Source organism: Anaeromyxobacter terrae, assembly GCF_022690685.1.
Classification (GTDB): domain Bacteria; phylum Myxococcota; class Myxococcia; order Myxococcales; family Anaeromyxobacteraceae; genus Anaeromyxobacter; species Anaeromyxobacter terrae.
This window is the reverse complement of sequence record NZ_JALCYY010000024.1, coordinates 53964-80487: the sequence shown is the minus strand read 5'-3', so window position 1 is coordinate 80487 and position 26524 is coordinate 53964. Positions and strand designations below refer to the sequence as shown.

Annotated in this window: 21 protein-coding genes; 14 read left to right on the top strand and 7 right to left on the bottom strand. The window is 74.3% G+C overall.

Annotated elements, in window-relative coordinates; translation table 11 throughout:
- Together rnr and MNY62_RS12715 are read right to left on the bottom strand one after the other, a co-directional pair.
- Positions 1–2352 (bottom strand): ribonuclease R (gene rnr / locus MNY62_RS12720; protein WP_242344569.1); only part of this gene is annotated, 2352 nt, incomplete at its 3' end.
- Positions 2353–2355: 3 nt separating this feature from the next.
- On the bottom strand, positions 2356–3201 hold the full coding sequence (locus tag MNY62_RS12715; RefSeq protein ID WP_242344568.1) for a TIGR00266 family protein: 846 nt from the start codon (positions 3199–3201) through the stop codon (positions 2356–2358).
- 72 nt (positions 3202–3273) lie between these two features.
- On the opposite strand from MNY62_RS12715, the gene MNY62_RS12710 reads away from it, so the two are divergent.
- The 10 genes from MNY62_RS12710 (at position 3274) to MNY62_RS12665 (ending at position 15499) form a co-directional block, all read left to right on the top strand.
- Positions 3274–4491: a molybdopterin molybdotransferase MoeA gene (locus MNY62_RS12710; protein WP_242344567.1), complete on the top strand. Its 1218-nt coding sequence runs from the start codon at positions 3274–3276 to the stop codon at positions 4489–4491.
- A gap of 31 nt (positions 4492–4522) precedes the next feature.
- Positions 4523–5266, top strand: a complete 744-nt coding sequence (locus MNY62_RS12705; RefSeq protein WP_242344566.1) for a response regulator — start codon at positions 4523–4525, stop codon at positions 5264–5266.
- 115 nt (positions 5267–5381) lie between these two features.
- Complete coding sequence (locus tag MNY62_RS12700; protein WP_011985757.1) at positions 5382–5588, top strand: helix-turn-helix domain-containing protein; 207 nt, start codon at positions 5382–5384, stop codon at positions 5586–5588.
- A gap of 194 nt (positions 5589–5782) precedes the next feature.
- On the top strand, positions 5783–6061 hold the full coding sequence (locus tag MNY62_RS12695; protein WP_242344565.1) for an oxidative damage protection protein: 279 nt from the start codon (positions 5783–5785) through the stop codon (positions 6059–6061).
- 60 nt (positions 6062–6121) lie between these two features.
- On the top strand, positions 6122–7495 hold the full coding sequence (locus MNY62_RS12690; RefSeq protein ID WP_242344564.1) for a CUAEP/CCAEP-tail radical SAM (seleno)protein: 1374 nt from the start codon (positions 6122–6124) through the stop codon (positions 7493–7495).
- A gap of 279 nt (positions 7496–7774) precedes the next feature.
- Positions 7775–10783, top strand: a complete 3009-nt coding sequence (locus MNY62_RS12685) for an FAD-binding and (Fe-S)-binding domain-containing protein (RefSeq protein WP_242344563.1) — start codon at positions 7775–7777, stop codon at positions 10781–10783.
- Between the two features lie 115 nt (positions 10784–10898).
- Positions 10899–12719 (top strand): L-lactate permease, encoded by a 1821-nt coding sequence (locus MNY62_RS12680; RefSeq protein WP_242344571.1) that lies wholly within the window; start codon positions 10899–10901, stop codon positions 12717–12719.
- A gap of 50 nt (positions 12720–12769) precedes the next feature.
- Positions 12770–13513 (top strand): (Fe-S)-binding protein, encoded by a 744-nt coding sequence (locus MNY62_RS12675; RefSeq protein ID WP_242344562.1) that lies wholly within the window; start codon positions 12770–12772, stop codon positions 13511–13513.
- Entirely contained in the window at positions 13510–14916 is a 1407-nt protein-coding gene (locus MNY62_RS12670) for a lactate utilization protein B (RefSeq protein WP_242344561.1), read from the top strand. Before MNY62_RS12675 ends, MNY62_RS12670 begins: the two co-directional genes overlap by 4 nt.
- Positions 14909–15499 (top strand): LutC/YkgG family protein, encoded by a 591-nt coding sequence (locus MNY62_RS12665; protein WP_242344560.1) that lies wholly within the window; start codon positions 14909–14911, stop codon positions 15497–15499. Before MNY62_RS12670 ends, MNY62_RS12665 begins: the two co-directional genes overlap by 8 nt.
- Before the next feature lie 15 nt (positions 15500–15514).
- Here MNY62_RS12665 and MNY62_RS12660 read toward each other — a convergent pair whose 3' ends face one another.
- The 4 genes from MNY62_RS12660 to MNY62_RS12645 form a co-directional block, all read right to left on the bottom strand.
- Positions 15515–16093, bottom strand: a complete 579-nt coding sequence (locus tag MNY62_RS12660; RefSeq protein WP_242344559.1) for an RNA polymerase sigma factor — start codon at positions 16091–16093, stop codon at positions 15515–15517.
- A gap of 79 nt (positions 16094–16172) precedes the next feature.
- Positions 16173–17447, bottom strand: a complete 1275-nt coding sequence (locus tag MNY62_RS12655; protein WP_242344558.1) for an ATP-grasp domain-containing protein — start codon at positions 17445–17447, stop codon at positions 16173–16175.
- 540 nt (positions 17448–17987) lie between these two features.
- Positions 17988–18353 carry a hypothetical protein gene (locus tag MNY62_RS12650; RefSeq protein WP_242344557.1) on the bottom strand — a complete coding sequence of 122 codons (366 nt, stop codon included), beginning with the start codon at positions 18351–18353 and terminating at the stop codon, positions 17988–17990.
- Positions 18354–18563: 210 nt separating this feature from the next.
- Positions 18564–19976: a pyridoxal phosphate-dependent decarboxylase family protein gene (locus MNY62_RS12645; RefSeq protein WP_242344556.1), complete on the bottom strand. Its 1413-nt coding sequence runs from the start codon at positions 19974–19976 to the stop codon at positions 18564–18566.
- A gap of 119 nt (positions 19977–20095) precedes the next feature.
- Between MNY62_RS12645 and MNY62_RS12640 the strand changes: the two genes are divergently transcribed.
- On the top strand, positions 20096–21097 hold the full coding sequence (locus tag MNY62_RS12640; protein ID WP_242344555.1) for an NAD-dependent epimerase/dehydratase family protein: 1002 nt from the start codon (positions 20096–20098) through the stop codon (positions 21095–21097).
- Positions 21098–21126: 29 nt separating this feature from the next.
- Here MNY62_RS12640 and MNY62_RS12635 read toward each other — a convergent pair whose 3' ends face one another.
- A complete protein-coding gene (locus tag MNY62_RS12635) occupies positions 21127–22371 on the bottom strand; it encodes a glycosyltransferase (RefSeq protein ID WP_279426517.1) in 1245 nt (414 codons plus the stop codon).
- A gap of 130 nt (positions 22372–22501) precedes the next feature.
- On the opposite strand from MNY62_RS12635, the gene MNY62_RS12630 reads away from it, so the two are divergent.
- The 3 genes from MNY62_RS12630 to MNY62_RS12620 all read left to right on the top strand — a co-directional run bounded on the left by MNY62_RS12630 (position 22502) and on the right by MNY62_RS12620 (position 26497).
- Positions 22502–23725 carry a glycosyltransferase family 4 protein gene (locus MNY62_RS12630; RefSeq protein WP_242344554.1) on the top strand — a complete coding sequence of 408 codons (1224 nt, stop codon included), beginning with the start codon at positions 22502–22504 and terminating at the stop codon, positions 23723–23725.
- A gap of 8 nt (positions 23726–23733) precedes the next feature.
- Positions 23734–25101 carry a glycosyltransferase family 4 protein gene (locus tag MNY62_RS12625; RefSeq protein ID WP_242344553.1) on the top strand — a complete coding sequence of 456 codons (1368 nt, stop codon included), beginning with the start codon at positions 23734–23736 and terminating at the stop codon, positions 25099–25101.
- A gap of 151 nt (positions 25102–25252) precedes the next feature.
- Positions 25253–26497, top strand: coding sequence for a trans-sulfuration enzyme family protein (locus MNY62_RS12620; RefSeq protein WP_242344552.1), 1245 nt, complete (start codon positions 25253–25255; stop codon positions 26495–26497).
- The last annotated feature ends 27 nt before the right edge of the window (positions 26498–26524 follow it).

Genomic DNA, 26524 nt, shown 5'->3' with positions numbered 1-26524 from the left:
CTCGCGGTGCCCATCGCCGCTGCGCTGCCGCCGCTCCCCGGCCGCGCCGCGACCGGCCGCCGGGACGGCGCCGGCCACCGCGCGCGCCCGCGGAGCGGGCGCCGCGGCCGCCTCTGCCTCCGCGAGGACCTGCTCCGCCCCACGGCGCTTCCGTCCCCGCTCGGCGGCCTTCACCTCCTCGACGAGCTTCAGCTCGATGCGGCGCCGGATGGGGCTCGCGGAGACCACGTCCACGGTGACCTCCTCGCCCACCCGGAACGCGCGGCCCGTCGTGCGGTCGACGAGCGCGTGCAGCTCGGTGTCGAGCTCGAGCACGCCGCCGAGGTCCTCGATCTTCACGAGCCCCTCGACGAACCAGCGCTTCAGCTCCACGAACAGCCCGAACTCGACCACCGCCGAGACGACCCCCTCGAACCGCTCCCCGACCTTGTCCTTCATGAAGAGCGCCGCGTAGTAGGCCGCGATGTCGCGCTCGGCCTCCATCGCCGCGCGCTCGCGCTCCGACGAGATCGCGGCGAGCTCCGCGAGCACCGTGGCCGGCGTCTCGCGCACCGGCTGCCCGTGCCGGCGCGCCCACTCCTCCTTGAGGAGGCGGTGCGCGACGAGGTCGGGGTAGCGGCGGATGGGGGAGGTGAAGTGCAGGTAGTGCTCGGCGGCGAGCCCGTAGTGCCCGATGTTCTCGGTCGAGTAGATCGCCTGCATCATGGCGCGCAGGAGGAGCTGGTTCAGGGCGCGCTGCTGCGCGTGGCCCCTGAAGCGCCCGAGGAGCGCGTTCAGCGCGCGCGGCCCGGGCACCTCCGGGACCTCGAAGCCGTGCGACTCGGCGAGGTCGAGGAACGCCTGGAGCTTCTCCTCGTCCGGCACGTCGTGCACGCGGTAGATGGTGGGCAGCTCGCGCGCGCCGAACCAGCGCGCCACCGCCTCGTTCGCCGCGAGCATGAACTCCTCGACGATCCGGTGGGCGCGGTTGCGCGGGCGCTTCTCGATCGCGACCACCTGGCCGTCCTCGCCGAGCACGATCTTCGCCTCGGGGAGATCGAAGTCGAGCGCGCCGCGCCGTCCGCGCATGGCGCTGAGCTTCTCCTGCAGCTCGGCCATGAGCTCGAAGCGCTCCTTGAACCGTTCGCGCTCGGGGACGCGCTCGCCCGCGAGGACGTTCGCCACCTCCGTGTACGTGCAGCGCGCGGCGCTCCGCATCACGCCCTCGTAGACCTCGGCCGAGCGCGTCTCGCCCCGCTCGTCCAGGACGAGATCGGCGACCATGCACAGCCGGTCGACGGCGGGGTTGAGCGAGCAGATGCCGTTCGAGAGCCGCTCGGGCAGCATCGGCAGCACCTGCATCGGGAAGTAGACGCTCGTCCCGCGCCGGGCCGCCTCCGCGTCGAGGGCGGCGCCCGGCCGGACGTAGTGCGCGACGTCGGCGATGGCGACCACGAGCCGGTAGAGCCCCTTCCCCTTCGACCCCTCCAGCCGCTCCACGTGCACCGCGTCGTCGAAGTCGCGGGCGTCCTCGCCGTCGATCGTCACGAGCGGGAGCGCGGTCAGGTCGCGACGGCCCTGGCGGTCTTCCGGCCGGACGTGATCCGGGATCGCCTGCGCCTCCGCGGAGACCGCCTCCGGGAACACGTCCGCGAAGCCCTTCGCGTAGGCGACCTTCAGCACCTCCACCCGCGGCTCGCCGGGCCGGCCGATCGCCTCGGCCACCTTGCCCTGCAGCCGCCCGGTGCCGGGCTCGAGCGCGACCTTCACGACGTCGCCGTCCTGCGCCGCGCTCGTCTCCGGCACGGGCACGACCTCGCCGAGCTCCTCGTCCGCCGGGACGACGAAGCTGCGCGCGCCGCGCGCGTGGTAGGTGCCGATGAGCAGCCTGCGGCGGCGCTCCACGATCTCGACGAGCCGCCCGGCGGTGCGACCGCCGCGCGCCGGCACGATCTCGATCCGGATGAGGTCGCCGTCGAGCGCCTGCGCCGCCTCGCCCGGCGGCAGGAACACGTCGTCGCCCTGGCGATCGAGCCGCGCCACGAACCCGTAGCCGTCCCGGTGCTTCTTGAGGGTGCCGACCACCTCGTTGCCGCGCCCGGGGCGGCGCAGGCCGCGCCGCTCGCGGACGGGGGCGAGCCCGGCCGCCGGCGCGCCCGCGGGCCGCGCGCCCGGGAGCGAGAAGCGCTTGCCGTCCCGGTGGAGGAGCCCCTCGCGCGTCAGATCGCGGAGCGCTCGCTTCACCTCGGTCCGCTCGCCCTGATGGAGGTTCGCCCGCTGCATGAGCTCTCGGACGGAGAGCGCCTTCCCCCCCGCGCGCCGGAGCTCCTCGACGATCGCGGTCCGCCGCCGCTCCTGACCTTCGTGCGCCATGCGTCAGTCTCCGAACAGCTGCCCGAGCCCCCCGCCCTGCTGCTGGGTCGGGAAGAACGGAAAGAGCGCGCCCGCGAGGGAGCGCAGGTTACGGGTCTGCAGCCAGACCTCGCCGGGGCCGGCGAACTCCGCCACGAGCGCCTCGCCCGAGAGCAAGGAGCGCATCCAGCCGCGGCGGCTCGCCTTGCGCACCTCGAACGGCATGCGCGCGTCGAACGCCACGACGTGGCCCGTGTCCACCACATAGCGGGCGCCGGCGGGGATCGCGCGACGCACGATCGCGCCGAACGAGGAGAGGAGGATCGTGCCCTCTCCCGAGGCGCGGATGAAGAAGAGCCCTTCTCCCGCGAAGAGCCCGCGGAACCCGGCGAACTCCGTGTCGAGCCGGACCTCGAGCTCCGAAGCGAGCCACGACGACGACTGCACGAGGAGCGCGCGCCCGCCGAGCTCGACGCCGATGACGTCGCCGGGGACGGCAGGCGCGAGGATGACCTCGCCGGCGCCGTTCGTCGCGGTGAACGTGGAGACGAAGAGCGACTCGCGGGTGACCATCCGCTTCAGCGCGCCGACGACCCCGCCCTGGAGCTGCGCCTGCAGGTCGACGTTGCCGCTCATCGCCACCATCGCGCCCGCCTCCGCGCGGATCGACTGACCGGGGGAGAGCTCGACGCGCGCTGACGCGAAGGCGTTGCCGCCGACGAGCTGGTAGCGCAGGGCGGCGCCGGCGGAGGTGGTGGCGAGCACCGGCGCATCGTGCGCCGCCGCGGCGGGCGCGGGGGCGAGGCGAGCGCCGCAAGCCGAGCAGAAGGCGCCGGCGGCGCCTTCCGCGCCACAGGAGGGACACGTCATGGCGCGGGAGTCTACACGCGCGGCGCCTCGCGCACCGCAGGAAGAAGGGCGCCCGCGGTGTATAAACCCCTCGTGCTCACGCCCGCCGCCGCCCGCGCGCGCATCCTCGCCGCGCTGTCCGACCTCGCGCCGCTCGCCGCCGAACGGGTCCCGCTCGAAGGCGCGCTCGGCCGCGCGCTCGCCGAGGACCTCTCCGCCACGCGGGACGTCCCCGCGTTCGACGCCGCGACCATGGACGGCTACGCGCTCCGCGCCGCCGACGCCCCGCGCGCGGGCGCGAGGCTCCCGATCGCGTTCGAGGTGTACGCCGGCCGGCCCGCGCCTGGGCCGCTGCCGGCGGGGAGCTGCTGCCGGATCTTCACGGGCGCGCCCGTGCCCGAGGGCGCCGACGCGGTCGAGATGCAGGAGGAGGTGCGCCGCGCGGGACGCACCGCGACCTTCCGGCGTCCCGCCGAGCGCGGCCGGTTCGTCCGCCGCGCCGGCTCCGACGTCGCCGCGGGGGCGATCGCGCTCGCCGCCGGGGCCGTCGTCGACGCGGGCGTCGTGGGGCTCGCCGCCGGCCTCGGCCGGAGCGAGCTGGCCGTCCGGCGCCGGCCGCGCGTGGCGATCCTGCCGACGGGTGACGAGATCGTGCCCGCCGGCCGCGTGCCCGGTCCCGGGCAGATCCACGAGTCGAACGGCCCGGCGCTCGCCGCGGCGGTGCGCGAGGCGGGCGGGGATCCGCTGCTGCTCCCGATCGCCGGCGACACGCCCGACGCGCTCGCCCGCGCGCTCCTCGCGGCGCGCGGGCTCGACGCGCTCGTCACGACGGGTGGGGTCTCGGTCGGCACGCGCGACCTCGTCCGCGGCGCGCTCGAGCAGGCGGGAGCCCGGCTCGACTTCTGGAAGGTCGCGATGCGGCCGGGCAAGCCGTTCACGTTCGGGCGCTGGGGCCGCACGGCCGTGTTCGGGCTCCCCGGCAACCCCGCGAGCGCGCTCGTGACCTTCGAGCTGTTCGCCCGGCCCGCGCTCCGCGCCCTCGCCGGCCTCCCCGGCGCCGGCCGGGTCATCGTCACCGCGCGCCTCGCGGCCGCGCAGGAGAAGCCGGCTGAGCTCACGGTGTACCTGCGCGCGCGGGTCCGGCGCGACCGCCGCGGTCTCGTCGTCGAGCCGCTCCGCACCCAGCTCTCCGGCCACCTGACGTCCGTCGCCGGCCACGACGCGCTCGCGGTGCTGCCCGCCGGGCGGTCGCGCCTGGCCCGGGGCGCCGAGGTCCAGGCCGTGCTCCTACAGGCTCCACCCGAGCCATGATGGGGCGTTCACTCTGTGCTAAACAGCGCGCATGAGGCGCCGCCGCTGGGATCGACCCGACGTGCACGACCACGTGCTCGTGCTCGCGCACGAGGACCCCGGCATCCGAGAGACGCTCCGCTCCCACCTCGAGACCCTCCCCGGTCGCCGGACCGGCGAGCTCGGCCGTCATCCGCGGTTCCGCGTCGTCCTCGCGCGGAACGGCGGCGAGGCGGTGCGCCGGGTGACGCGGCAGGTGACGGCGATGGCGGTGGGGCTCGCGATGCCGCGCCGCAACGGCCTCGACGTCCTGAAGGAGGTGCGCACGAGCCGGACGGACCTCGCGATCCTCGCCTTCACGCGGAGCGCGCCCGCCTCGGAGGCCGTGGCCGCGGTGATGGCGGGCGCCGACTTCTTCCACGAGTGCCAGGACGACGGCGACGTGGACGGCTTCGTGCGCTCCCTCGAGCTCGCCATCGACCGCCGCCAGCTCACCCTGCTCATCGATCGCAACGAGGCCGAGGTCGAGGTCGCCCGGGCCAAGCTCGCGCGGCTCTCCGGCGACCTGGCGCGCGCGCTCCCCGGGCTGCGCCCTCCGCAGTCGCGCGACGACGTCATCCCGTTCAAGGACGCGGCGAAGCGCTACCTCGAGGCGGCGTCACGCCTCTTCCCCGGCGACGCGAAGGAGCTCGGGCGCCGGCTCGGCGTCTCGTACTTCGCGCTCCGGCGACTGCTCGCACGGTACGACGTGCCCTTCCCGGCGCGGTCGCGTACACAGGGGACAGATCCTCGCTAGGTCATAGCTGGCCAGCCTGCGCCCGGGGTGGTATTGCTCTCCGTGCGGAAGACGCAAAGTTGCCTTGCGGATTCCGCAAATCACCTCGGGGGGCAGCTCGCAGGAGTCGCAATCGATGCCTGGTCTCGCAGACAAGTTCGCCGTGAACCTCAAGAGCGAGCGGCTCCGCCGCAAGCTCTCCCAGGAGGCCCTCGCCGCCAAGGCGGGCCTCTCGGTCTCGTACATCTCGATGCTCGAGCGCGGGCAGCGCACGCCCCCGCTCGACACGCTGGAGTCGCTCGCGAAGGCGCTCGCCGTATCGCCGACGTCGCTGCTCTCCTGATCCCCCGTCGTCCCGTTCGCGGCCCCGACCGAGCGCCTGACGTGCGCTCGCCGGGGCCGCGGCGCTTCCTGGGCACGGCGATCGCGCCGCGGCGGGCGCGCCGGCCCCGTCCCGACGGCGCGCAGGCGTGCATCCCGCCGGGAGATCGCTTATGTTCCTCGCCTCTTACGAACCCTTTGGGGCAAGGAGACGGAATGGCTCGCATGGTGATGTGCAAGAAGCTCGGCAAGGAGCTGCCGGGGCTCACCTTCAAGCCCTTCCCGAACGAGCTCGGGCAGCGGATCTACGACTCGATCTCGCAGGACGCCTGGAAGCTCTGGCTCGAGCACTTCAAGATGATCATGAACGAGTACCGGCTCTCGCCCGCCGATCCACGGACGAACGAGATCCTGTACCAGCAGGCGGAGCAGTTCTTCTTCAGCGAGGGCGCGCAGCTTCCGCCCGACTACCGCCCGCCCCGCACGAAGGGCTAGCCAGGGCCCTTCGTCGACGTTCCCGAGCCTTCGGGCGGCTCGGCTGACGGGTGCACGGCGTTGCGCTCCCCCGGCGACATCCTCCTCGTCTCGACGTACGAGCTCGGGCACGCGCCGCACGGCGTGGCGTTCCCGAAGGCGTTCCTGGAGCGCGCCGGCTTCGCGCCGGCGGCGCTCGATCTCGCGGTCGAGCCGCTCGATCCCGCGCGCGTGGGGCGCGCGCGGCTCGTGGCGCTCTCGGTCCCGATGCACACCGCGCTCCGGCTCGGCCTCCAGGCCGCCGCGCGGATCCGCGCCCTCGCCCCGGACGCCGTCCTCTGCTTCCACGGCGTCTACGCGCCGCTCAACGCCGACCTGCTCCTCGCCGCGGGCGCCGCGGCGGTGCTCGGCGGCGAGTCCGACGAGGAGCTCGTCCTGCTCGCGCGCGCGCTCGAGGAGGGGGCACCGCTCGACCGGTTCGTCCAGCGCGGCGGCACCGCCGCGCTCCGGCGGCGGCTCGACTATCCCGTCCCGAGCCGCGAGGGGCTCCCGCCGCCCGAGCGCTACGCGAGGCTCGCCGCCTCGGACGGCGCGCTCCGGCTCGCCGGCTACGCGGAGGCGAGCCGCGGCTGCAAGCACCGCTGCCGGCACTGCCCGCTCCCGGCGGTCTACGACGGGCGGTTCTTCGCGGTCCCGCGGGAGACGGTCGTCGAGGACGTCGCTCGCCAGGTCGCACAGGGCGTGCAGCACGTCACCTTCGGCGACCCCGACTTCCTGAACGGGCCCGCGCACGCGCTCCGCGTCGCGCGCGCGGTCCACGCCCGCTTCCCGGCCCTCACCTTCGACTTCACCGCGAAGGTCGAGCACCTCCTCGCCGCCCCGGAGGCGCTCCGCGAGCTCGCCGGGCTCGGCGCGCTCTTCCTGACCTCCGCCGTCGAGTCCTTCTCCGACGAGGTCCTCGCGCGGCTCGCGAAGGGCCACACCCGCGCCGACGCGCTCGCCGCGTTCGATCTCGCCGCCGCGGCCGGCGTCCCGCTGCGCCCCTCGCTCCTCCCGTTCACTCCCTGGGCGACGCTCGACGACTACCTGGAGCTCCTCGAGCTGCTCGAGGCGCGCGGCTGGCTGTCGAACCTCGATCCCGTCCAGCTCTCGATCCGGCTGCTCGTCCCGCCGGGCTCCCTGCTCGAGGGGGATCCCACGATGCCCTTCGACGGGCTCGACGCGGCGGCGCTCACCTGGCGCTGGCGCCACCCCGACCCGCGCATGGACGGGCTGCAGGCGCGGGTCGCGACGGAGGTGGAGGCGGGGGCCGCGTCGGGCGAGCCGCCGCTCGAGACGGTCGCGCGGGTGAAGGCGCTCGCGCTCGCCGCGGCGGGCCTGCCCCACGGCCACGTCCGCGTGCTCGCCCCCGACCAGCGCCGCGTCCCGCGCCTCACCGAGTCCTGGTTCTGTTGAGCAGAGCCGACCGCGGGGCAGTTGGCCCCGCTCGAGTGACCCTGCGCGCTCGCCCGCCCGCCTGGGGCGGAGCCCCTTTCCGGGCTCTCGCGCCTGCGACCCGGCGACGCCCGCGTGACGCGACGCGGCGCGCATGCGGCCCCGTCCGGACCGCGCGCGGCGTCGCCGTTCCCTGCCATACCGTTCACTCCGTGCGCCCGACCGGACGCGCGACGAGTAGCACCGGTCGCCCACTTCTCGCGCGAGGGGCCGACCGGAGGTGCTGGAGTCTCGAGACTCATGGCCGAGCGCAAGGACATCCGCGCGTTGCCCGAGCCGTACCGGCGGCTCCACGACGCGCTCGCCGCACACCTCCCCCGCGAGCGGCTCGTCGCGGATCCTCTCCGCTGCCTCGCCTTCGGCACGGACGCGAGCTTCTACCGGCTCGTCCCGAAGCTCGTCGTGCAGGTCCGCTCGGCCGACGAGGTCGTCCGGCTCCTCTCCGAGGCCGGGGCGCTCGGGCTCGCCGTCACCTTCCGCGCCGCGGGGACCAGCCTCTCGGGCCAGGCGATCTCCGACTCCGTCCTCGCGCTCGTCGCGGGAGGCTTCCGCCGGCTCGCCGTGCTCGACGGGGGCGCGCGCGTCGTCTGCGAGCCGGGCGTCATCGGCGCCGACGTGAACCTCGCGCTGGCGCCGTACGGGCGGAAGCTCGGCCCCGACCCCGCCTCGATCGGCGCCTGCATGGTGGGCGGCATCGCCGCGAACAACTCCTCGGGCATGTGCTGCGGGACGGCCCAGAACACCTACCGCACCGTGGAGAGCATGAAGGTCGTCTTGCCGGACGGGACGGCCGTCGACACCGGCGACGCGGGGTCGCGCGAGCGGCTCGCGCGCGCCCGCCCCGAGCTCGTGCGAGGTCTCGCGGAGATCCGCGACGAGATCCGCGCCGACCCGGCGCTCCGCGCGCGCATCGCCGAGAAGTTCCGGATCAAGAACACCACCGGCTACGCGCTCAACGCGTTCGTGGACTTCGACGATCCGGTCGACATCCTGCTGCACCTCCTCGTCGGCTCGGAGGGGACGCTCGCCTTCATCGCCGAGATCACCTACCGCACCGTCGAGGAGCAGCCGCACAAGGCGAGCGCGCTCGCGTTCTTCCGGGACATCGGCGAGGCCGCCCGCGCCACCCAGCTCCTCGCGGGCGGGCCGGTGTCGGCCGTCGAGCTCATGGACCGCGCGTCCCTGCGCGCCGTCGAGGGGAAGCCGGGGATGCCGCCCGAGCTGCGCGGCCTCGTCGAGGGCGCCGCGGCGCTGCTCATCGAGACGCGCGCCCGCTCCGCGTCCGACCTGGAGGCGCAGGTCGCCGCCTGCCAGCGGCGGATGGCGCCCGTCCCGGCGCTCTTCCCCGTGAGGTTCACGCCGCTGAAGGCGGAGTACGAGCGGCTCTGGGACGTGCGGCGCGGGCTCTTCCCTGCGGTCGGCGCGGCGCGCCGCGTCGGGACCACCGTGGTGATCGAGGACGTGGCGTTCCCGATCGCGCGCATGGCGGAGGGCACGCTCGATCTGCGCCGGCTCCTCGGCGAGCACGGCTACGGGGACGCGATCATCTTCGGGCACGCGCTCGACGGGAACCTGCACTTCGTCTTCACCCCCGACTTCGGCGACGTCGAGGAGGTGACGCGCTACGCGCGCTTCATGGACGACGTCTGCCAGATGGTCGCGCGGAAGTACGACGGCTCGCTCAAGGCGGAGCACGGCACGGGCCGAAACATCGCGCCGTTCGTGGAGCTCGAGTGGGGCGAGAAGGCCTACGGGCTCATGAAGCGCGTGAAGGCGCTCTTCGATCCCCGGGCGCTCCTCAACCCCGGGGTGATCATCAACGGCGACCCGGGCGCCCACCTGAAGGCGCTGAAGCCGCTGCCGCGCGCCCACCCCATCATCGACCGCTGCATCGAGTGCGGGTTCTGCGAGCCGCGCTGCCCGTCGCGCGACGTCACGACGACGCCGCGCCAGCGGATCGTGGTGCAGCGCGAGATCGCGCGGCTGCGCGTCACGGCGGAGGACCCGGAGCGGCTGCGCCGCCTCGAGACCGACTACGACTACCTGGGCGAGGCGACCTGCGCGACGGACGGCCTGTGCGCCACGGCCTGCCCCGTCGCGATCGACACCGGCGAGCACACGAAGTGGCTGCGGGCGCAGCGCCACGCCGAGGACGGCGCCATCGCCGAGTCCGCCGCGGAGCACTTCGCGGTGGTGGGCTCCGTCGCGCGCGCGGCGCTCGGCGTCGCGACGGCGGCGCACGCGGTGCTCGGCACGCAGGCGATGGGCGCGGTCGCGCGCGGGATGCGCGCCGCGACCGGGGGGCGGCTCCCGCTCTGGACCGCCGCGGTGCCGCGCCCGGCCCGGCCGCGCCTCACTGGGACCTCCACCGGCTCCGACCTGCGCGCCGTCTACTTCCCGAGCTGCATCGCGCGGACGATGGGGCCCGCGCGCGGGGACGCCGAGCTCGCGGTCCACGCGGCGATGCTGTCGGTCCTCGCGAAGGCGCGCTGCGACGTGGTGTTCCCGGAGCGGCTCGCCGACCTCTGCTGCGGGATGCCGTTCGAGTCGAAGGGCTACCCGAGGCAGGCCGAGCGGAAGGCCCGCGAGCTCGAGGCGGCGCTCCTCGCGGCGAGCGAGGGCGGGGAGCTCCCGATCGTCTTCGACACGAGCCCGTGCGCGTACCGGATGAAGAAGCTGCTCGCCGGCGCGCTGCCGATCTTCGATCCGGTGGAGTTCATCGACCGCGCCCTGCTGCCGCGGCTCTCGATCGCGCGCACCTCCGGCCCGGTCGCCCTGCACGTTACCTGCAGCGCGATCAAGGCGGGGCTCTCGGACGCGTACCGGCGCGTGGCGGCCGCGTGCGCCGAGCAGGTCGTCGTCCCGACGGGCGTGGGGTGCTGCGGGTTCGCGGGCGACCGCGGTTTCACGCACCCGGAGCTGAACGCGTCCGCGCTCGCGGCGCTGCCCCGCTCGCTGCCGCCCGACTGCCGGTCCGGGTACTCGTCGTCGCGCACCTGCGAGATCGGCCTGTCGCTGCACGCGGGCATCCCTTACCGCTCGCTCGCGGTGCTCGTCGATCGCTGCGCGTCCGCGCTGGCCGCGGTGCGACGCCCGGAGGCGCGGGGCCGCGCCGTGGCCGCCGCCGCGACGGCGAGCGTCGCCCCGGGCGGCACCGTGCCCGCCGGAGCCGCGCCCGCGTCCGTCGCGCCGGAGGCGCCCGCAGCGCCTACGCCGCCCGGCGCGCCGGCGAAGGAGTCGCCGGTATGAGCTCGCCTCCCCCCACGCCGCCCGCCGGCCTCGCGGCGGCCGTCCCGATCGTCCCGGAGCTGCTCGAAGCCCCCGTCTGCACCACCCAGGCAGTCATCGCGCGGGAGTGAACCGCATGTACCACCAGAACTACAATCCGCTGGGGAACGCCTTCCTCTCCACGCTCGTGGCGGCGATCCCGATCCTCACCCTGCTGTACTTCATCGCGCTCCACCCCCACCGCGACGAGCTCGGACGGCGCCACCTCGGCATCTCGGCGCCGTACGCCGCGCTGTACGGCGTCATCGCCGCGTTCCTCGTCTCCTGCATCCCGTTCGGCATGCCGGTCGCGTCGGCGGTCTCCGCGTTCGCGTACGGGTCGCTCTCGGGCTTCCTCGGGATCATCTGGATCGTGCTCGCGGCGATGTTCCTCTACACGATGACGGTGATCACCGGGAAGTTCGAGATCGTGAAGGAGTCGATCATCCACATCTCGTTCGACCGCCGCCTCCAGGTGCTCCTCATCGCCTTCTCGTTCGGCGCGATCATCGAGGGCACCTCTGGCTTCGGCACCCCGGTCGCGATCGCGGGCGCCGTCATGGTCGGCCTCGGCTTCTCGCCGTTCCAGTCCGCGGTGCTGAACCTGCTCGCGAACACCGCCCCCGTGGCGTGGGGCGCGATCGGCACTCCGATCGTGACGCTCGCGGCGGTGAGCGGCCTCGACCAGGTCACGCTCTCCGCGATGGCGGGCCACCAGCTCCCCTTCGCGTCGCTCCTCGTCCCCTTCTGGCTCGTCGTCACCTTCGTCAAGATGGAGGGCGGCACGTGGAAGGAGGCCTTCGAGGTGTGGCCGGCGACGCTCGTCTCGGGCGCCTCGTTCGCGATCATGCAGTACTTCGCCTCCGGCACGAACTCCTTCCACCTCATGACCGACGTCGTCTCGGGCGTCTTCTCGGTCGTGTGCACCGCGCTCTTCCTCCGCTTCGTGTGGCACCCGAAGACGCGGTTCCTGCTGCGCTCCGAGCGCGCCGCGCGTGAGCGCGCGGCGGCGGCCAGCGTCGGGGCGGCGGGCCGCGACTCGACGGATCGCTCGTGGGAGTACCCCTACACGGTCCGCCAGACCGTCTACGCGTGGCTGCCCTGGGCGATCCTCATCGCCGCGTGCGCGCTCTGGGGCATGCCATCGTTCAAGGCGTTCCTCAACAACCTCTTCTCGGACGCGAAGTTCTCGACGACGCTCCTCGGCTCGAAGTTCAGCGGCACGCTGTCGCTCCCGGGCTGGGACATGCCCTCGCTCCACAACCTCGTGCAGCGCATGCCGCCCGTCGCCCTGCCGAACGCGAAGCCCGAGGCGGCGCGGTTCACGATCAACTGGCTCTCCGCCGCCGGGACGGGCGTGTTCGTCGCCGCCCTCCTCTCCGGGCTCGCGCTCCGCATGACCGCCGCCCAGTGGAAGGAGGCGACGAGCCGGACGATCCACCGCATGAAGATCCCGGTCCTCGTCATCGGCCAGGTGCTCGGGCTCGGCTACCTCACGCGCTACTCGGGCACCGACGCCGTCCTCGGGCTCGCCTTCACGAAGGCCGGCTTCATGTACCCGTTCTTCGCCGCCTACCTCGGCTGGCTCGGCGTCTTCCTCACCGGCTCCGACACCGCCTCGAACGCGCTCTTCGGGAGCCTCCAGCGGATCACCGCCCAGCAGCTCAAGCTGAACGAGATCCTCATCGTGGCGACGAACTCGACGGGCGGCGTGATGGGCAAGATGATCGACGCGCAGTCGATCATGGTCGCGTGCGCCGCCTGCTACGAGAGCCCGAAGGAACGGACGCACGCGCTCGGCCCGATCTTCCGCACCGTCTGGTGGCACTCGATCGCGCTCGCCGCCTTCATCGGGATCATCGCCATGCTGCAGGCGTACGTCTTCCCTGGCGTCATCCCCGTGCCGCCGCCGAAGTGAACCCCTGACGCGCGAGGGGCGGCGCCCGCCGCCCCTCCGCCCGAGGCCACGTGAAGGTCGCCCTCTTCATCCCCTGCTACGTCGACCAGCTCTACCCGCAGGTCGGGCTCGCCACCGTGCGCGTGCTCGAGAAGCTCGGGGTGGACGTGGTCTACCCCGAGGACCAGACCTGCTGCGGCCAGCCCATGGCGAACGCCGGGTTCGCCTCCGACGCGGCGCCGCTCGCGCGCCGGTTCCTCGAGGTGTTCGGCGGGTTCGAGCACGTCGTCTGCCCGTCCGGGAGCTGCGCCTCGATGGTGCGGAACCACTACGACGCGCTCATCCCCGGCGCGCCCGGGCTCGAGGCCGTGAAGCGCGCGACCTACGAGCTCTGCGAGTTCATCACCGACGTGCTGAAGATCGGGCGCATCGCGGGCCGCTTCCCGCGCAAGGTCGGGCTGCACCAGAGCTGCCACGGGCTGCGCGAGCTCCGGCTGGGCAGCTCGAGCGAGCGGCTGGAGGCGCCCTACAGCAAGGTCGCGAGCCTCCTCTCCTCGCTCGAGGGCATCGAGCTCGTGCCGCTCGCGCGCGTCGACGAGTGCTGCGGGTTCGGCGGCACCTTCGCGGTCGTCGAGGAGGCGGTCTCCTGCATGATGGGGCGCGACCGGCTCGCCGATCACGTGAAGGCGGGCGCGGAGATCGTCACCGGCACGGACGTGTCCTGCCTGATGCACATGGACGGGCTCGCCCGGCGGGCGAAGGCGCCGCTCGCGTTCCGGCACGTCGCCGAGGTCCTCGCGGAGGCGATGCCATGAGCGACTCGCTCCCGGTGCTCCGCTCCGACGGGCGCGGCCACGCGGACCGCGCGGCCGCGTTCCTGCGGGACGAGCCGCACGCCCACTGGCACGACCAGGCGGTCTGGTTCGTGCGGGCGAAGCGCGATCGCGCCGCCTCGGCCGTGCCGGAGTGGGAGCGGCTCCGCGAGGTGGCCTCGCGGATCAAGGCGCACACCCAGGCGCGGCTCGCCGACTACCTGGAGGAGTTCGAGCGGAAGGCCACGGCGGCGGGCGCGACCGTGCACTGGGCGCGCGACGCCGACGAGCACAACGCGATCGTCCACCGCATCCTCTCCGAGCGCGGGGTGACCCGGCTCGTGAAGTCGAAGTCGATGCTCACCGAGGAGTGCCACCTGAACCCGTACCTCGAGGCGCGCGGGATCGAGGTGACGGACACGGATCTCGGCGAGCGCATCGTGCAGCTCGCGAAGGAGCCGCCGTCGCACATCGTGATGCCGGCGATCCACAAGAAGAAGGAGGAGATCGGCGACCTCTTCCACGAGAAGCTCGGCACGCCCGAGGGGCTCTCCGATCCGACCCGGCTCACCGAGGCCGCGCGCGCGCACCTGCGCGAGCGGTTCATGGCGGCGCAGGCGGGGCTCACCGGCGTGAACTTCGCGGTCGCGGAGACCGGCGGGTTCGTCGTCTGCACGAACGAGGGCAACGCGGACATGGGCACCTCGCTCCCGCCCATCCACGTCGCGTGCATGGGCGTCGAGAAGATCATCCCCCGGCTCGAGGACCTGGCCGTGTTCCTGCGGCTCCTCGCGCGGTCCGCCACCGGCCAGCCGTGCACGAGCTACACGACCCACTTCCTCGGCCCGATGCGCGGCGGCGAGCTGCACATCGTGGTCGTCGACAACGGGCGCAGCGCGCTCCTCGCCAGGGAGCAGTACCGCCGCGCCCTCCACTGCATCCGCTGCGCGGCGTGCATGAACACCTGCCCGGTGTACCGGCGGAGCGGCGGCTACAGCTACACGTACACGATCCCGGGGCCCATCGGGATCGTCCTCGCGACCGCGCGCGGCGTCGACGGCCACGCGTCGCTGCCTTTCGCCTCGAGCCTGTGCGGCTCGTGCGACGACGTCTGCCCGGTGAAGATCCCGCTCCACGAGGAGATCCTGACCGGTCGCCGCGACCTCGCGGAGCGCGGCCTGCAGCCCATGTCGAAGCGCCTGGGCATGCGGCTCGCCGCGCTCGTGCTGCGCGTGAAGCTCCTCTACCTCGCCGCCGGCGCGACGGCGCGCTTCCTCGGGCGTAACCTGCCGCGCGGCGTCCTCTACGCGCGCTGGAACCCGTGGGGGCGCCAGCGCGAGCTGCCGCCCATGCCGAGGGAGACCTTCCGGCAGCTCTACCGGAAGGAGCGGAGGCCGCGTGTCTAGCCGGGACGAGATCCTGCGGCGCCTTCGGGCCGCGGCACCGCCGCCGGAGGCGCTCCCCGAGACGCGCGGTCTCGCCGCGCCCTACGCGGATCGCGTGGCGCAGTTCGAGACCGCGGTCGCTGCCGTGGCCGGGACCGCGGTGCGCGTCGCGGACGGCCCGGCGCTCGCGGACGGGGTGGCGGCGCTCGCGGCGCGGCTCGGCGCGAAGCGGATCGCCTCCGCCGTGCCGGACGCCGGCCCGGGGAACGTGGCGCTCGAGGCGCTCCGCGATCCGCACGAGCTCGAGGGCGTCGACCTCGCCGTGCTGCCGGGCGTCTTCGGCGTGGCCGAGAACGGCGCGGTGTGGGTGGCCGGGGCGTCGCTCCACGACCGCGCCGTGTTCGTCGTCACGCAGCACCTCGCGCTCGTCCTGCCGGCCGGCGAGCTCGTGAACGACATGCACGAGGCCTGCGCGCGGGTGGCGGCGCTGCCGCGCGGCTACGGCCTCTTCATCGCCGGCCCGTCGAAGACCGCCGACATCGAGCAGGCGCTCGTCATCGGCGCGCACGGCGCCCGGTCGTGCGCCGTGTTCCTCGTCGGGTGAGGCCGGCGCCGCCGCTCAGTCGATGAGGCCGCGCGCCCGCGCGAGCCGCCCAAGCCGGTCCTTGAGGCGCTCGAACTTCTTGCGCAGCGTCGCGACCGTCCTCGGATCCGCGGCGCCCGCCTGGATGAGCGACACCTCCTCCCACGGGAGCTGCTGGTCCACCCGGAGCACGAGGAGCGACTGCTCCTCCGGCGAGAGCGCGTCGCGCAGCGCGTCGAGCGACTGGCGCTGCCCCTCGAGGCGCGGCGCCGTCGTGTGGAGCTCGTCGGCGAGGGCGGCGGCCTCGCCGGTCTCGAGCCTCCGGCCGTGCCGGCGGAAGGTGTCGTTCCGGATGCCGAGGGCGGCGCGCCAGGCGACGCGGAACGCCCAGCTGCGCAGGGGGGCCTCCCAGCGGAAGGCGGGGAGCCCGCGCCAGAGGTCCTCCGCGAAGGCGGAGAACGCCTCGGCCGCGTCCGACTCGCTCCGCAGCACCGAGCGCAGGTACCTGAGGACGTGCGGCCCCAGCTCGCGCAGGACCACCGTGGCGGCCCCGCGCTCGTCGCCGGCGGCGAGGAGCGCGCGCGTCCTCTCCTCGAGCGGTCCCCCGGGTTCCACGCGGGGGCGAAGATAAGCCGGCCGTCCGCGGATTCCGACGACCGGCCCCCTCCGAGCCCGCGGGCGGACCGTCGAGCGGTCAGACGGTCGGCAGCGGCGCGCGGATGTCGAGCTCCAGCCGCCGGTGCGCCTCGCGCAGCGCGGTCTCCACCTCCGCCGGCGACTCCGCCTTGGCGAAGAGGAACCCGAGGTACGCCTCGCCCTCCGGCAGCGGCAGCACCTCGCGGCCCACCTCGGCCGTCACCACGAGGTCGACGACGCCCGGCACCGCCCGCGCGGCCTCGACGCCGCGCACTCCGTGGAGGATCCCCCGCCGCGGGATGGGGATCATCATGACCCCCGACGCGCGCTGCTCGCGCCGGAGCGACTCGAGCGGCATCCCCATCGCGTGCGCGACGAGCACCTCCTCGAGCGTGAGCCCCGCGCCGAAGCGGAGCGTGCGCGAGCAGAGCCCGCCGATCGAGCGCGCCGCGATCTCGAGGACCACCGGGCCGGCCGGAGAGAGCCTGAGCTCCGCGTGGACCGGCCCCTCGCGCAGCCCGAGCGCCCTCGCGCCCTCCGCCACCACGCGCTCGACCTCGCGCTGGAGCGCCGCCGGGTGGCGCGAGGGCGTGACGTAGAGCGTCTCCTCGAAGTACGGGCCGTCGAGCGGATCCGGCTTGTCGAAGAGCGCGAGCACCTCCAGCGTGCCGCCGCGCAGGAGCCCCTCGAGCGCGACCTCCGCGCCGGGCACGAACGCCTCGACGAGCACCTCGTGCCCCTCCTCCTCGCCGCGCGGACGCCGCTCCGCCTTCGTCTCCCGCAGGAGCCGCGCGATGCGCCTCCAGGCGGCGACGAACCCCGCCGGATCGTCCGCGCGGATGACGCCGCGGCTCGCCGAGAAGATGAGCGGCTTCAGGACGCACGGATACGGGCTCGCCCGCGCCGCCGCCTCGGCGTCGCCGTCGAGGTCGTGCAGCGCGAAGTCCGGCACGGGCACGCCCGCCGCCCGGAGCGCCGCTCGCATGGCGTGCTTGTTCGCCGCCCGCCTCGCCGCCGCCGGCGGGTTGTGGGGCAGCCCCAGCCGCTCCGCCGCGAGCGCGGCGATGACGGCGGTGGGATCGCTCGCCGGGACGATCCCGCGGATCGGCCGCTGCGCCGCCGCCTCCACGATCTGCTCGGCGGCCCGCTCCGGCCGGCGGTAGTCGAGCGGGAGGAGGTCCGGCCGGGCGCCGAAGGCGACCTCGATCCGGTGGCACAGGTCGCTCCCGACCACGAGCGGCACCCCGAGCCGCCGCGCGGCGGCCTGGAAGTCGTCGAGCCGGTAGCTCGTGGTGGGGACCAGGAGGAGGAGCTCGCCAGCGGGGTTCGTCATCGCGCGGAGTTATGCGACGGAGCGGGGCTCGCGGCAACCGGCCTGGGGGGCGGGGCGAGTCAGTCGGGCTTGGGGGGGCGAAGGTCGAGGTCGGGGTCGAGGTCGGGTTCGAGGTCGGGGTCGAGGTCGGGGTCGGGCGGAGCGAGTGGCTCTGGGATCGCGGCGCGTGAGGTCACCGTGGCGCGCCGCCTGGACGGGACCTCACGTCCTCGGCGGGCCACGATGGACGGGGACAAGGTACGGGGGCCGGTGCCGTCCGCCAGACCCCGCTGGCAACGCGGGGCTGCGGGCGGGGGCTGCGCACGGGCGAGGTCGCCTTGGCCAACCGCGTTGCATTGCGGTCCGCAGGTCGATCGGTACCTACCGCGTCCAGTGGCCCGCCTGCGGGCGCGAGGTCCCGCCACGTGGGGCGGCGCGCTGCGGGCGGTGCGGGTCAGGGCTCGCGCTGGCGCGAGGTCCCGCCACGTAGGGCGGCGCGCTGCGGGCGGGGTAGGGTCAGGGGTCGGAGTTGCGCCCCGGCTATCCAGGCGTTTGCCGCCGTCAGCCGTCGATGCGCTCGGTCCGGAGCGATACGCCGACCTGGAGGTCGTCCAGCTGGAAGGGCGGATTCTCGCCGAGAGTCAGATCGCGAGGCACGCCGCCTCCGGCAGTTCTGATCGTGAGGCGCCACGCCTTCTTCCCCGTGGGCTGGATCTGCAGCATCCACTCGAGCTTTCGGCGGCCATCGGCGCAGATCACTTCCTGAAACGCATTGCCCTCACCTCCGCCGAGCGGAAAAGGCACTTGCATTCGCATGGGCGGGCATCCCGCACGTTCGGCGCCGATGGCGACCACCAGCACCTCGTCTCCGCCGGCCGAATCGGCCGTCGGCTGTCCTGCGGCCCGAGGTCCGGCGGCGCAGGCCATCCATGCAACCGAACTCGGGAGGACCATCCACGCGAGCCTTCGTGTGTTCAAGCGTAGACCTCCTTCTCCTTCTTCTTGGCGAGGTTCGGGCATCATGCCTGCGAGGCGGTCGCATTGTCCACTCGCAGTCCATAGTGCCTGATAGTGCTACGCCCGCGACAGCGGTTCCCGACTGTCTTCGACTCGGGTGTCGTGCCGATGCTCTCGCCCCTACCCCGCCGCCTTCCTCAGCTCCGCCCACACCCGCTCGACGTCCGCGCGGTCGGTGGCGGTCGCTCCGATCGACACGCGGATCATCTGCTTCCCCTTCAGCACACTCGGCGTCACGTACGCGCGGCCGGTCTCGTTCACGCGGCGCGCGATGCCGAGGTTGTGCTCGGCGAGCGCCCGCTCGTCGGCGAGACCGGCGGGCACGTGGCGCAGGCACACGGTCTGGAGCGGCACGGGCGCGAGCCGCTCCCAGCCCGCCGCGGCGTCCACCTGCTCCTTCAGCCACTGCGCGTTCGCGAGATCGCGCCGGATGCGGGCCTGCATCGCCGCGACGCCCTCGTCCACGAGGTGGAACCAGCCCTTGAGCGCGCGGAAGCGCCTTCCGAGCGGGATGCCCCAGTCGCGGAAGTTGTTCACCACCGCGTCGTGCGCCGTCCGGAGATACGAGGGGTTCGTGCTCATGACGCGCACGAGGTGCTGCGGGTCGCGCACGAAGTAGGCGCTGAAGTCGAAGCCGATCCCCATCCACTTGTGCGGGTTGAACACCATCGAGTCCGCCCGCTCCACGCCCGCCCACATCCAGCGGCACTCGGGGAGCACCATGGCCGTGCCCGCCAGCGCGGCGTCCACGTGCAGCCACATCCCGTGGCGCTCCGCGAGGTCGGCCATGCCGGCCACCGGATCGAGCGCGGTCGTGCCCGTCGTGCCGGTCGCGGCCACGAGGGCGCACGGCCGGAGCCCCCTCGCGAGGTCGTCCGCGATGGCGCGCTCGAGGAGGTCGAGGCGGAGCGCGTGCGCGTCGCCGGTCCCGACGAGCCGTAGGTGCGCCTTGCCGAACCCGGCGAGCAGCGCCGCCTTCTCGATCGAGCTGTGCGCCTGCTCGGAGGCGTAGACGACGAGCGGCGCCGCCCCGCCCTGGAGCCCCGGCCCGTTCTGCGAGAAGCCGCTCGCCCGCTCCCGCGCGCAGAGGAGCGCGGTGAACGTCGAGGTGGAGGCGGTGTCCTGCACCACGCCGACGAGCTCGGGCGGGAGCCCGATCATCTGGCGGATCCAGCCCATCACGACCTCCTCCACCTCCGTCGCGGCGGGCGAGGTCTGCCAGCTCATCCCCTGCGCGCCGAGGCCGGCCGCGACGAGGTCGCCGAGGACGGAGGCGAGGCTCGTGTTCGACGGGAAGTAGGCGAAGAAGGCGGGGTGGTTCCAGTGGGTGATGCCCGGGAGGATCGCGTCGTCGAGCGCGGCGATCGCCTCGGGCAGCCGGCCGCCCTCGGCGGGCGGCTCCGCCGGGAAGCGCGCGCGGATGGCGCCGGGCGCGACGGGGCTCATGACGGGCAGCGAGGGGAGCCGATCGCGGTAGTCGGCGACCCAGTCGACGAGCGCGTGGCCGAGCTTGCGGAACTCTTCGGGGGTCATGACCCCCGAGTCTGCCCGATCGCGGCCGCCTCCGCGACGCCGGCGCGCGATCGCGACGCGCAGTTTCCTTGACGAAGGCCGGCGGGCGGGAGCAGGTACGGGGCGCGGAGGGACTCTGCGTGGACGTCCTCGTCATCGGCGGCAATCGGTTCGTCGGCTGGCTCCTCGGCTTCCGTCTCCTCGCCGCGGGCCATCAGGTCACCCTCCTCAATCGCGGCCGGCTGGCGGACCCGTTCGGCGGCCGCGTGGATCGGATCGTCGCCGATCGGACCGCGCGCGATCTCGACCGCCTCCTCCAGGGCCGCAGGTTCGACGCGGTCGTCGATCTCGCGGCGTTCACCGGCGAGGACGGCCGGCGCGCGACGCAGCTGTTCCGCGACTGCGGTCACTACGTCATGGTCTCGACGGGCCAGGTCTACCTCGTGCGCGAGGGCGCGCCGAAGCCGGCGCGCGAGGAGGACTACGACGGGCCGGTGATGGGGCGCCCGCCGGACCCGGCCGACATCGCCGACTGGGACTACGGCGTCGGCAAGCGCGCCTGCGAGGACGCGCTCGCCGCTGCGAGCGGGTTCCCGGCGACGCGCGTGCGCATCCCGATGGTCAACGGCGAGCGCGACTACCACCGCCGGATGGAGTCCTACCTGTGGCGGCTCGTGGACGGCGGCCCCGTCCTCCTGCCGGACGGCGGCGAGCACCGCGTCCGCCACGTCTACGGCGGCGAGGTGGCGCGCTTCCTCGTGGAGATCCTCGGCCGCGCCGAGACCTTCGGGAAGGCCTACAACGTGGCGCAGGAGGAGACGCCCACGCTCGCCGAGCTCGTCGCGCTCCTGCGCCACCACCTCGGCAGCGCCGCGGAGGTCGTCCCGATCTCCTCCGACAAGATCCGGGCCGCCGGCCTCGATCCGCTGCGGGTCTCGCCCTTCAGCGGCCGCTGGATGTCGTTCATCGACCCGAGCCGCGCCCGCAGCGAGCTCGGCTTCCGGCACGAGCCGCTCGAGATCTACCTCGGCAAGATCGTGGCGAGCTTCCTCTCCCATCCGCCGTCGGATCGCCCCGAGGGCTACTCCCGCCGCGACGTCGAGCGGGCGCTCGCCGCACCCGGAGTCGGGCCCACCGCCTGAGGGTGCCCTCGAGACGAACGCCGTGAGCGTCAGCCCGCGTGGCCCGCGGAGCGCGCGTCGCTCTGCGCTCGCGCGAGGGCGCGGTGCCTGAGGAAGCCCAGCCCGCCCGACGCGACCTGCCGCGCGCCGCCGCCGGCGCGCGCGACGGAGCGCGCGAGCCCGGGCCGCTCCGCCGCGACCCGCCGGTAGAGCCGCTCGTGCTCGGCCACCATCCGCGCGACGGACAGCTCCTGCTCCACGAACCGGCGCCCGGCCGCGCCGAGCTCCCGGGCGCGTCCCGGATCCGAGAGCACCTGCAACATCGCCCCCGCGAGCGCCGCGGGCGCACCCACCGGCACCACCAGCCCGCGCTCGCGATGGCGGACGAGCTCCGCGTTCCCGCCGGCGTCGGTGACCACCATCGGCAGCCCCGCCGCCATGCCCTCGATGACGGCGTTCGAGAGCCCCTCCTGCGCGGAGCACAGCACGCCGAGGGCGGCGCGGGCGAGCACCGCCGGGACGTCGGGACGCCGGCCGAGGAAGAACGCGTGGCCGGCGAGCCCGAGCTTGGTCGCGAGCGTCATGAGCCCGTCCACGCGGTCCCCCTCGCCCACGAGGAACGCCGCGAGCTCGGGGCGCTCGCGCCGGGCGATCGCGATCGCCTCGAGGAAGTCCTCCTGCCGCTTCACCTCGTGGCGCATGTTCGCCACGATCACCGCGACCGGGCGGCCGCGCACGTCCGGCAGCGGCAGCGCGAGCCTCGCGGCGCGCGCGGCGTCGAACGCGTCGAGGTCGAGCCCGTTCCGGACGAGCGACACGCGATCGGGCGGCACGCGCTCGTCGCCGATCACGAGGTCGAAGATCGCCCCGCAGTTCACGATGACGGCGTCCGCCGCGTGCGAGAGCCCGGCCAGGACCGCGCGCTGCGCGGGGCTCTGCAGGTGGCCCAGATCGAGCCGGCCGACGACCACGCCCGCGCCGGCGAGCCGCGCCGCGGGCACCGCGACGAACGCCGAGTAGAAGTCGTGCGCGTGGACGAGCTGCACCCCATCGCGCCGGAACGCCCGGGCGAGCTCGCCGATCGCCCGGAGCGCCCCCCGGCTCGCGAGCGAGCCGCCGAGCGGATGCCCCTCCGGCTCGAAGCCGAGCCCCTGCACTCGCGAGAGGAGCGGTCCGCGGAGCTCGAGGGCATGAACCGAGAGGCGATGCCTCTTCATGAGGCCGCGCAACAGCTCGAGCAGCTGCACCTCGCCGCCGCCGATGTCGAAAGAGTTGATGATCTCAGCGATTCGCAACGGCGGTTCCCCCTCGCGGATGAATTCTCGGCACGGCGTCCGCAGCCTGCCCTTCCCGAAGATGGTCCTTCCTTTCGCGGCGTCAGCAGCCGAGCGTTCATGTCGGCAGGGAGACATGCTCCGAGGACAAGTGTACGCACGCCTGGATGGGGCGACCGCTGCGAGCGCGACGGAGGCGCCTCGACCGCCGCGCGTCGCGATGCTGACGAGCCTCTACCCGCCATCCGTCGGCGGGATCCAGAGCCACACCTTCTCCCTCGCGCGCGCGCTCGCCGCGAGGGGCGCCGAGGTGCACGTCGTCACGCGGCGCTCGCCCGGCTATCCGGCGAGTTACGTCGAGGGGAGCGTGCACGTCCACCGCGTCGGAGCTCCGCCGGGGACGCCGGGACCGCTCGCGACCCTGGCGTACGTCGCCGCCGCGGCGCGCTGCGTCGCCTCCCTGCGGCCGCGCGCCGACGTCGTGCACGCGCACCAGCTCCTGTCGCCCTCCTCCGCCGCGCTCCTCGTCTCCGCCCTCGCCGGCACGCCCATCCTCCTGAACCCCCACGCGTGCGGGGCGATCGGCGACGTGGGCGTCCTCTCAGCGACCGCCCTCGGCCGGCTGCGGCTCCGCGCGACCGTCGCGCGCGCCGACGCCTTCGTCGCGATCAGCGGCCCGATCCGCGAGGAGCTCCGCGCGGCCGGCGTGCCGGAGGAGCGGATCCTCTCCGTCCCGAACGGCGTGGACCTCGAGCGCTTCCGGCCCGCGTCGGCGGACGAGCGCGCTGCGCTGCGCCGCGCGCTCGGGCTCCCCGGCGGACCGCTGGTGGTGTACGCGGGCCGGCTCTCCCCGGAGAAGGGCGTGGACGTGCTCGCCCGGGCCTGGCCGCGGGTCGTCGCGCGGCTGCCGGAGGCGCGGCTCTGGATGCTCGGCGACGGCGCCGAGCGCGCGCGGATCGAGGCGCTCGCGCTGCGCGAGGGGGTCCTGCACGCGCTCGCCCTCCCCGGCGCGGTCGCCGACGTCGCGCCGTTCGTGCGCGCGGCCGACGCGGCGGTGCTGCCCTCGCGCACCGAGGGGATGCCGGTCGCGCTCCTCGAGGCGATGGCGTGCGCGGTTCCCGTGGTGGCGACGGCGGTGGGTGGGTCCGCGGAGGTGCTGCGCGACGGGGTGACCGGCCGGCTCGTGCCGCCGGAGCGGCCCGAGGCGCTCGCGGACGCGCTCGTGGAGGCCCTCCGCGACCCGGCGGCCCAGGGCCGCGCGCGCGCCGCCCGCGAGGAGGTCGCCGCCCGCTACGGGCTCGACCACGTCGCCGAGGTCTTCCTGGAGGTCTACTCGCGGCTCCGCCGGAAGGACCCGGCGGCCATCGAGGGATGAGAGAGCGGATGCACCACACCGAGCCGAAGTCGCAGCGCCCCGGGCGCGTCGCATACTTGATGTCCTGGTTCCCGGCGCCGACCGAGACCTTCATCCTGCACGAGATGCTCGAGCTCCGGCGCCAGGGCCTCGAGATCGACGTCTACCCGCTCCTCGGCGCCGCGCCAGGGCCGCGGCACCCCGGCGCCGATGAGATGCTCGCGCGCACGCGGTACCAGCGCGCCTTCTCCCGGGAGGTGGCGGCGGCGCAGCTCCACTGGCTCCGGCGCAAGCCCCGCGCGTACCTGCGCGCCTGGGCGCGCGCGCTGCGCGGCAACCTGCGCTCGCCGGGCTTCCTCGCCCGCGCCCTCGTCGTCGTGCCCCGCGCGGCGTTCATCGCGCGAGAGGTCGAGGCCGGCGGCCACGCGCACGTGCACGCCCACTGGGCCACGCACCCCGCGCTCGCGGCGCTCGTCGTGAAGGAGCTCACCGGGACGGGCTTCAGCTTCACCGCCCACGCGCACGACCTGTACCTCGACCGCGCGATGCTGGAGGAGAAGATCCAGGAGGCGCGCTTCGTCGTCACGATCTCCGAGTACAACCGCGCCCTCCTCCGCGAGCTCTACGGCGAGGAGGCGGCGCGCAAGACGTCCGTCGTGCGCTGCGGCGTCGATCCCGCCCGCTTCCAGCCGCGCCCGCAGCCCGCCCGGCAGGGGCCGGCCGTCATCGCCTGCGTCGCGGGCCTGCGCGACTACAAGGGCCACCGGCACCTCGTGGACGCGTGCGCGCTCCTCCGCGAGCGCCGCGTCTCCTTCCGCTGCGTCCTCGTCGGCGACGGCCCCGAGCGCGCCGCCCTCGAGAAGCAGATCGCGGCGCTGAAGCTCGGCGAGGTGGAGCTCCTCGGCGGGCAGCCGCAGGACCGGGTGCGCGAGTTCCTCGCCTCGGCGGACGTGCTCGTGCACCCGAGCGTCGTCACCGCGGCCGGGATGATGGACGGGATCCCGGTGGCGCTCATGGAGGCGATGGCCACCGGCTGCCCGGTGGTCTCGACGCGGGTCTCGGGCATCCCCGAGCTCGTCCGCGACGGGAAGACCGGCCTCGTGGTCGAGCCGGGCGACGCCGCGGCGCTCGCGGACGCGATCCAGCGGCTCGTCGAGGACCCCGCCCTCGGGCGCAGGCTGGGGCTCGCCGGGCGCCGCGCGGTGCTGCGCGAGTTCACGCTCGAGCGGAACGGTGAGCGGCTCCTCGGGCTCTTCGCGCCGTTCGTCGGGGGGGGCGCTGGGCGGCGAGCGTCCAGGGGCGGCCGCCGTCGCGCGGAGCCGGTACCGCCGATCCCGCTCTCCCGCCCCGCCGCCCCGCTGGACGCGGGCCCGCGCACCGTCACTCCCGGCGCGTAGCCGGCCGCACGCGTCGCGACGCGCCAATAGACCCCCACGGGCCGTCAAGACGTCCTGACGGCCCGTCTCGAGGTTCGGCCCACGGCCCAGAACGGGGCATTCCGCAACGAGGCAACCCGGCGGAGGATGGCGGGCCCTGGGAGAGGCCACCATGTCCGAACGCCGCACGCCTTCGCCGCAGACGCTCATCTTCGAGAAGGGTTACGAGCCGCAGCGCTCCGAGGGGGCTGCCGTCCCGCCGCTCTTCCGGACCTCGACCTTCATCTTCAAGAAGGCGGTCGACGGCAAGCGGGCCTTCGAGCTCGCCTACGGGCTGCGCCAGCGCGAGCAGGGAGAGAGCCCGGCGCTCATCTACACGCGGGTCAACAACCCGAACAGCGAGATCCTCGAGGACCGCGTCACCGCCTGGGACGGGGCCGAGGCGGCCGCGCTGTTCTCCTCGGGGATGGGCGCCATCTCCTCCACCTGCCTCACGCTGCTCCGCCCCGGCGACACCCTCCTCTTCTCGGACCCGATCTACGGCGGCACGGAGTACCTCTTCCGCAAGCTGCTCCCCGAGTTCGGCATCCGGACCGTGCCGTTCCCGGCCGGCGCCACCGAGGCCGAGCTGGCGGCGCTGGCGGAGGCCCACCCCGGCACGCGGGTCATCTACCTCGAGTCGCCGGCCAACCCGACCATGGAGCTCTGCGACGTGCCGGCCGCGCGGCGGGTGGCCGACCGGCGCTCCAGGGCGGGGCGGCCCGTGACGGTGCTCATCGACAACACCTTCCTCGGCCCCATCTTCTCGCGGCCGCTCGCCCTCGGCGCCGACGTGGTGCTCTACTCCGCCACCAAGTTCTTCGGCGGCCACTCGGATCTCGTCGCCGGGCTAGCGATGGGGAAGGCCTCGTTCATCAACGCCGTACGCGCCACGCGGACCATCATGGGCTCGATGTCCGATCCGGACACCGCCTGGCTCATCACCCGCTCGCTCGGCACGCTCCAGCTGCGGATGGAGCAGCAGCAGGCCAACACCGCGCGGCTGGTGGAGCTCCTGCGGAACCACGCCCGGGTGAAGCGCGTCTACTACCCGGGGCTCGCCGAGATGGGCGCGCGCCAGGTGGCCCTCTGGAAGGAGCAGTGCAGCGGCGCCGGCAGCGTGGTCAGCTTCGACGTCCACGGCGGCGAGGCGGAGGCCTACCGGGTCCTCGACGCGGTCCGGCACATGCGGCTCGCGGTGAGCCTCGGCGGGATCGAGACGCTCATCGAGCATCCCTGGTCGATGACGCACGCCGACATGACGCCGGAGCAGAAGCTCCACGCCGGCTTCGGCCCCGCCATGATCCGGCTCTCGGTCGGGCTGGAGGATCCGGCCGACCTCGTGGACGACCTGGCGCGCGCGCTCGACGCGGCGTGAGCCCGTCCCACGTTCCCTGGAGGAGCG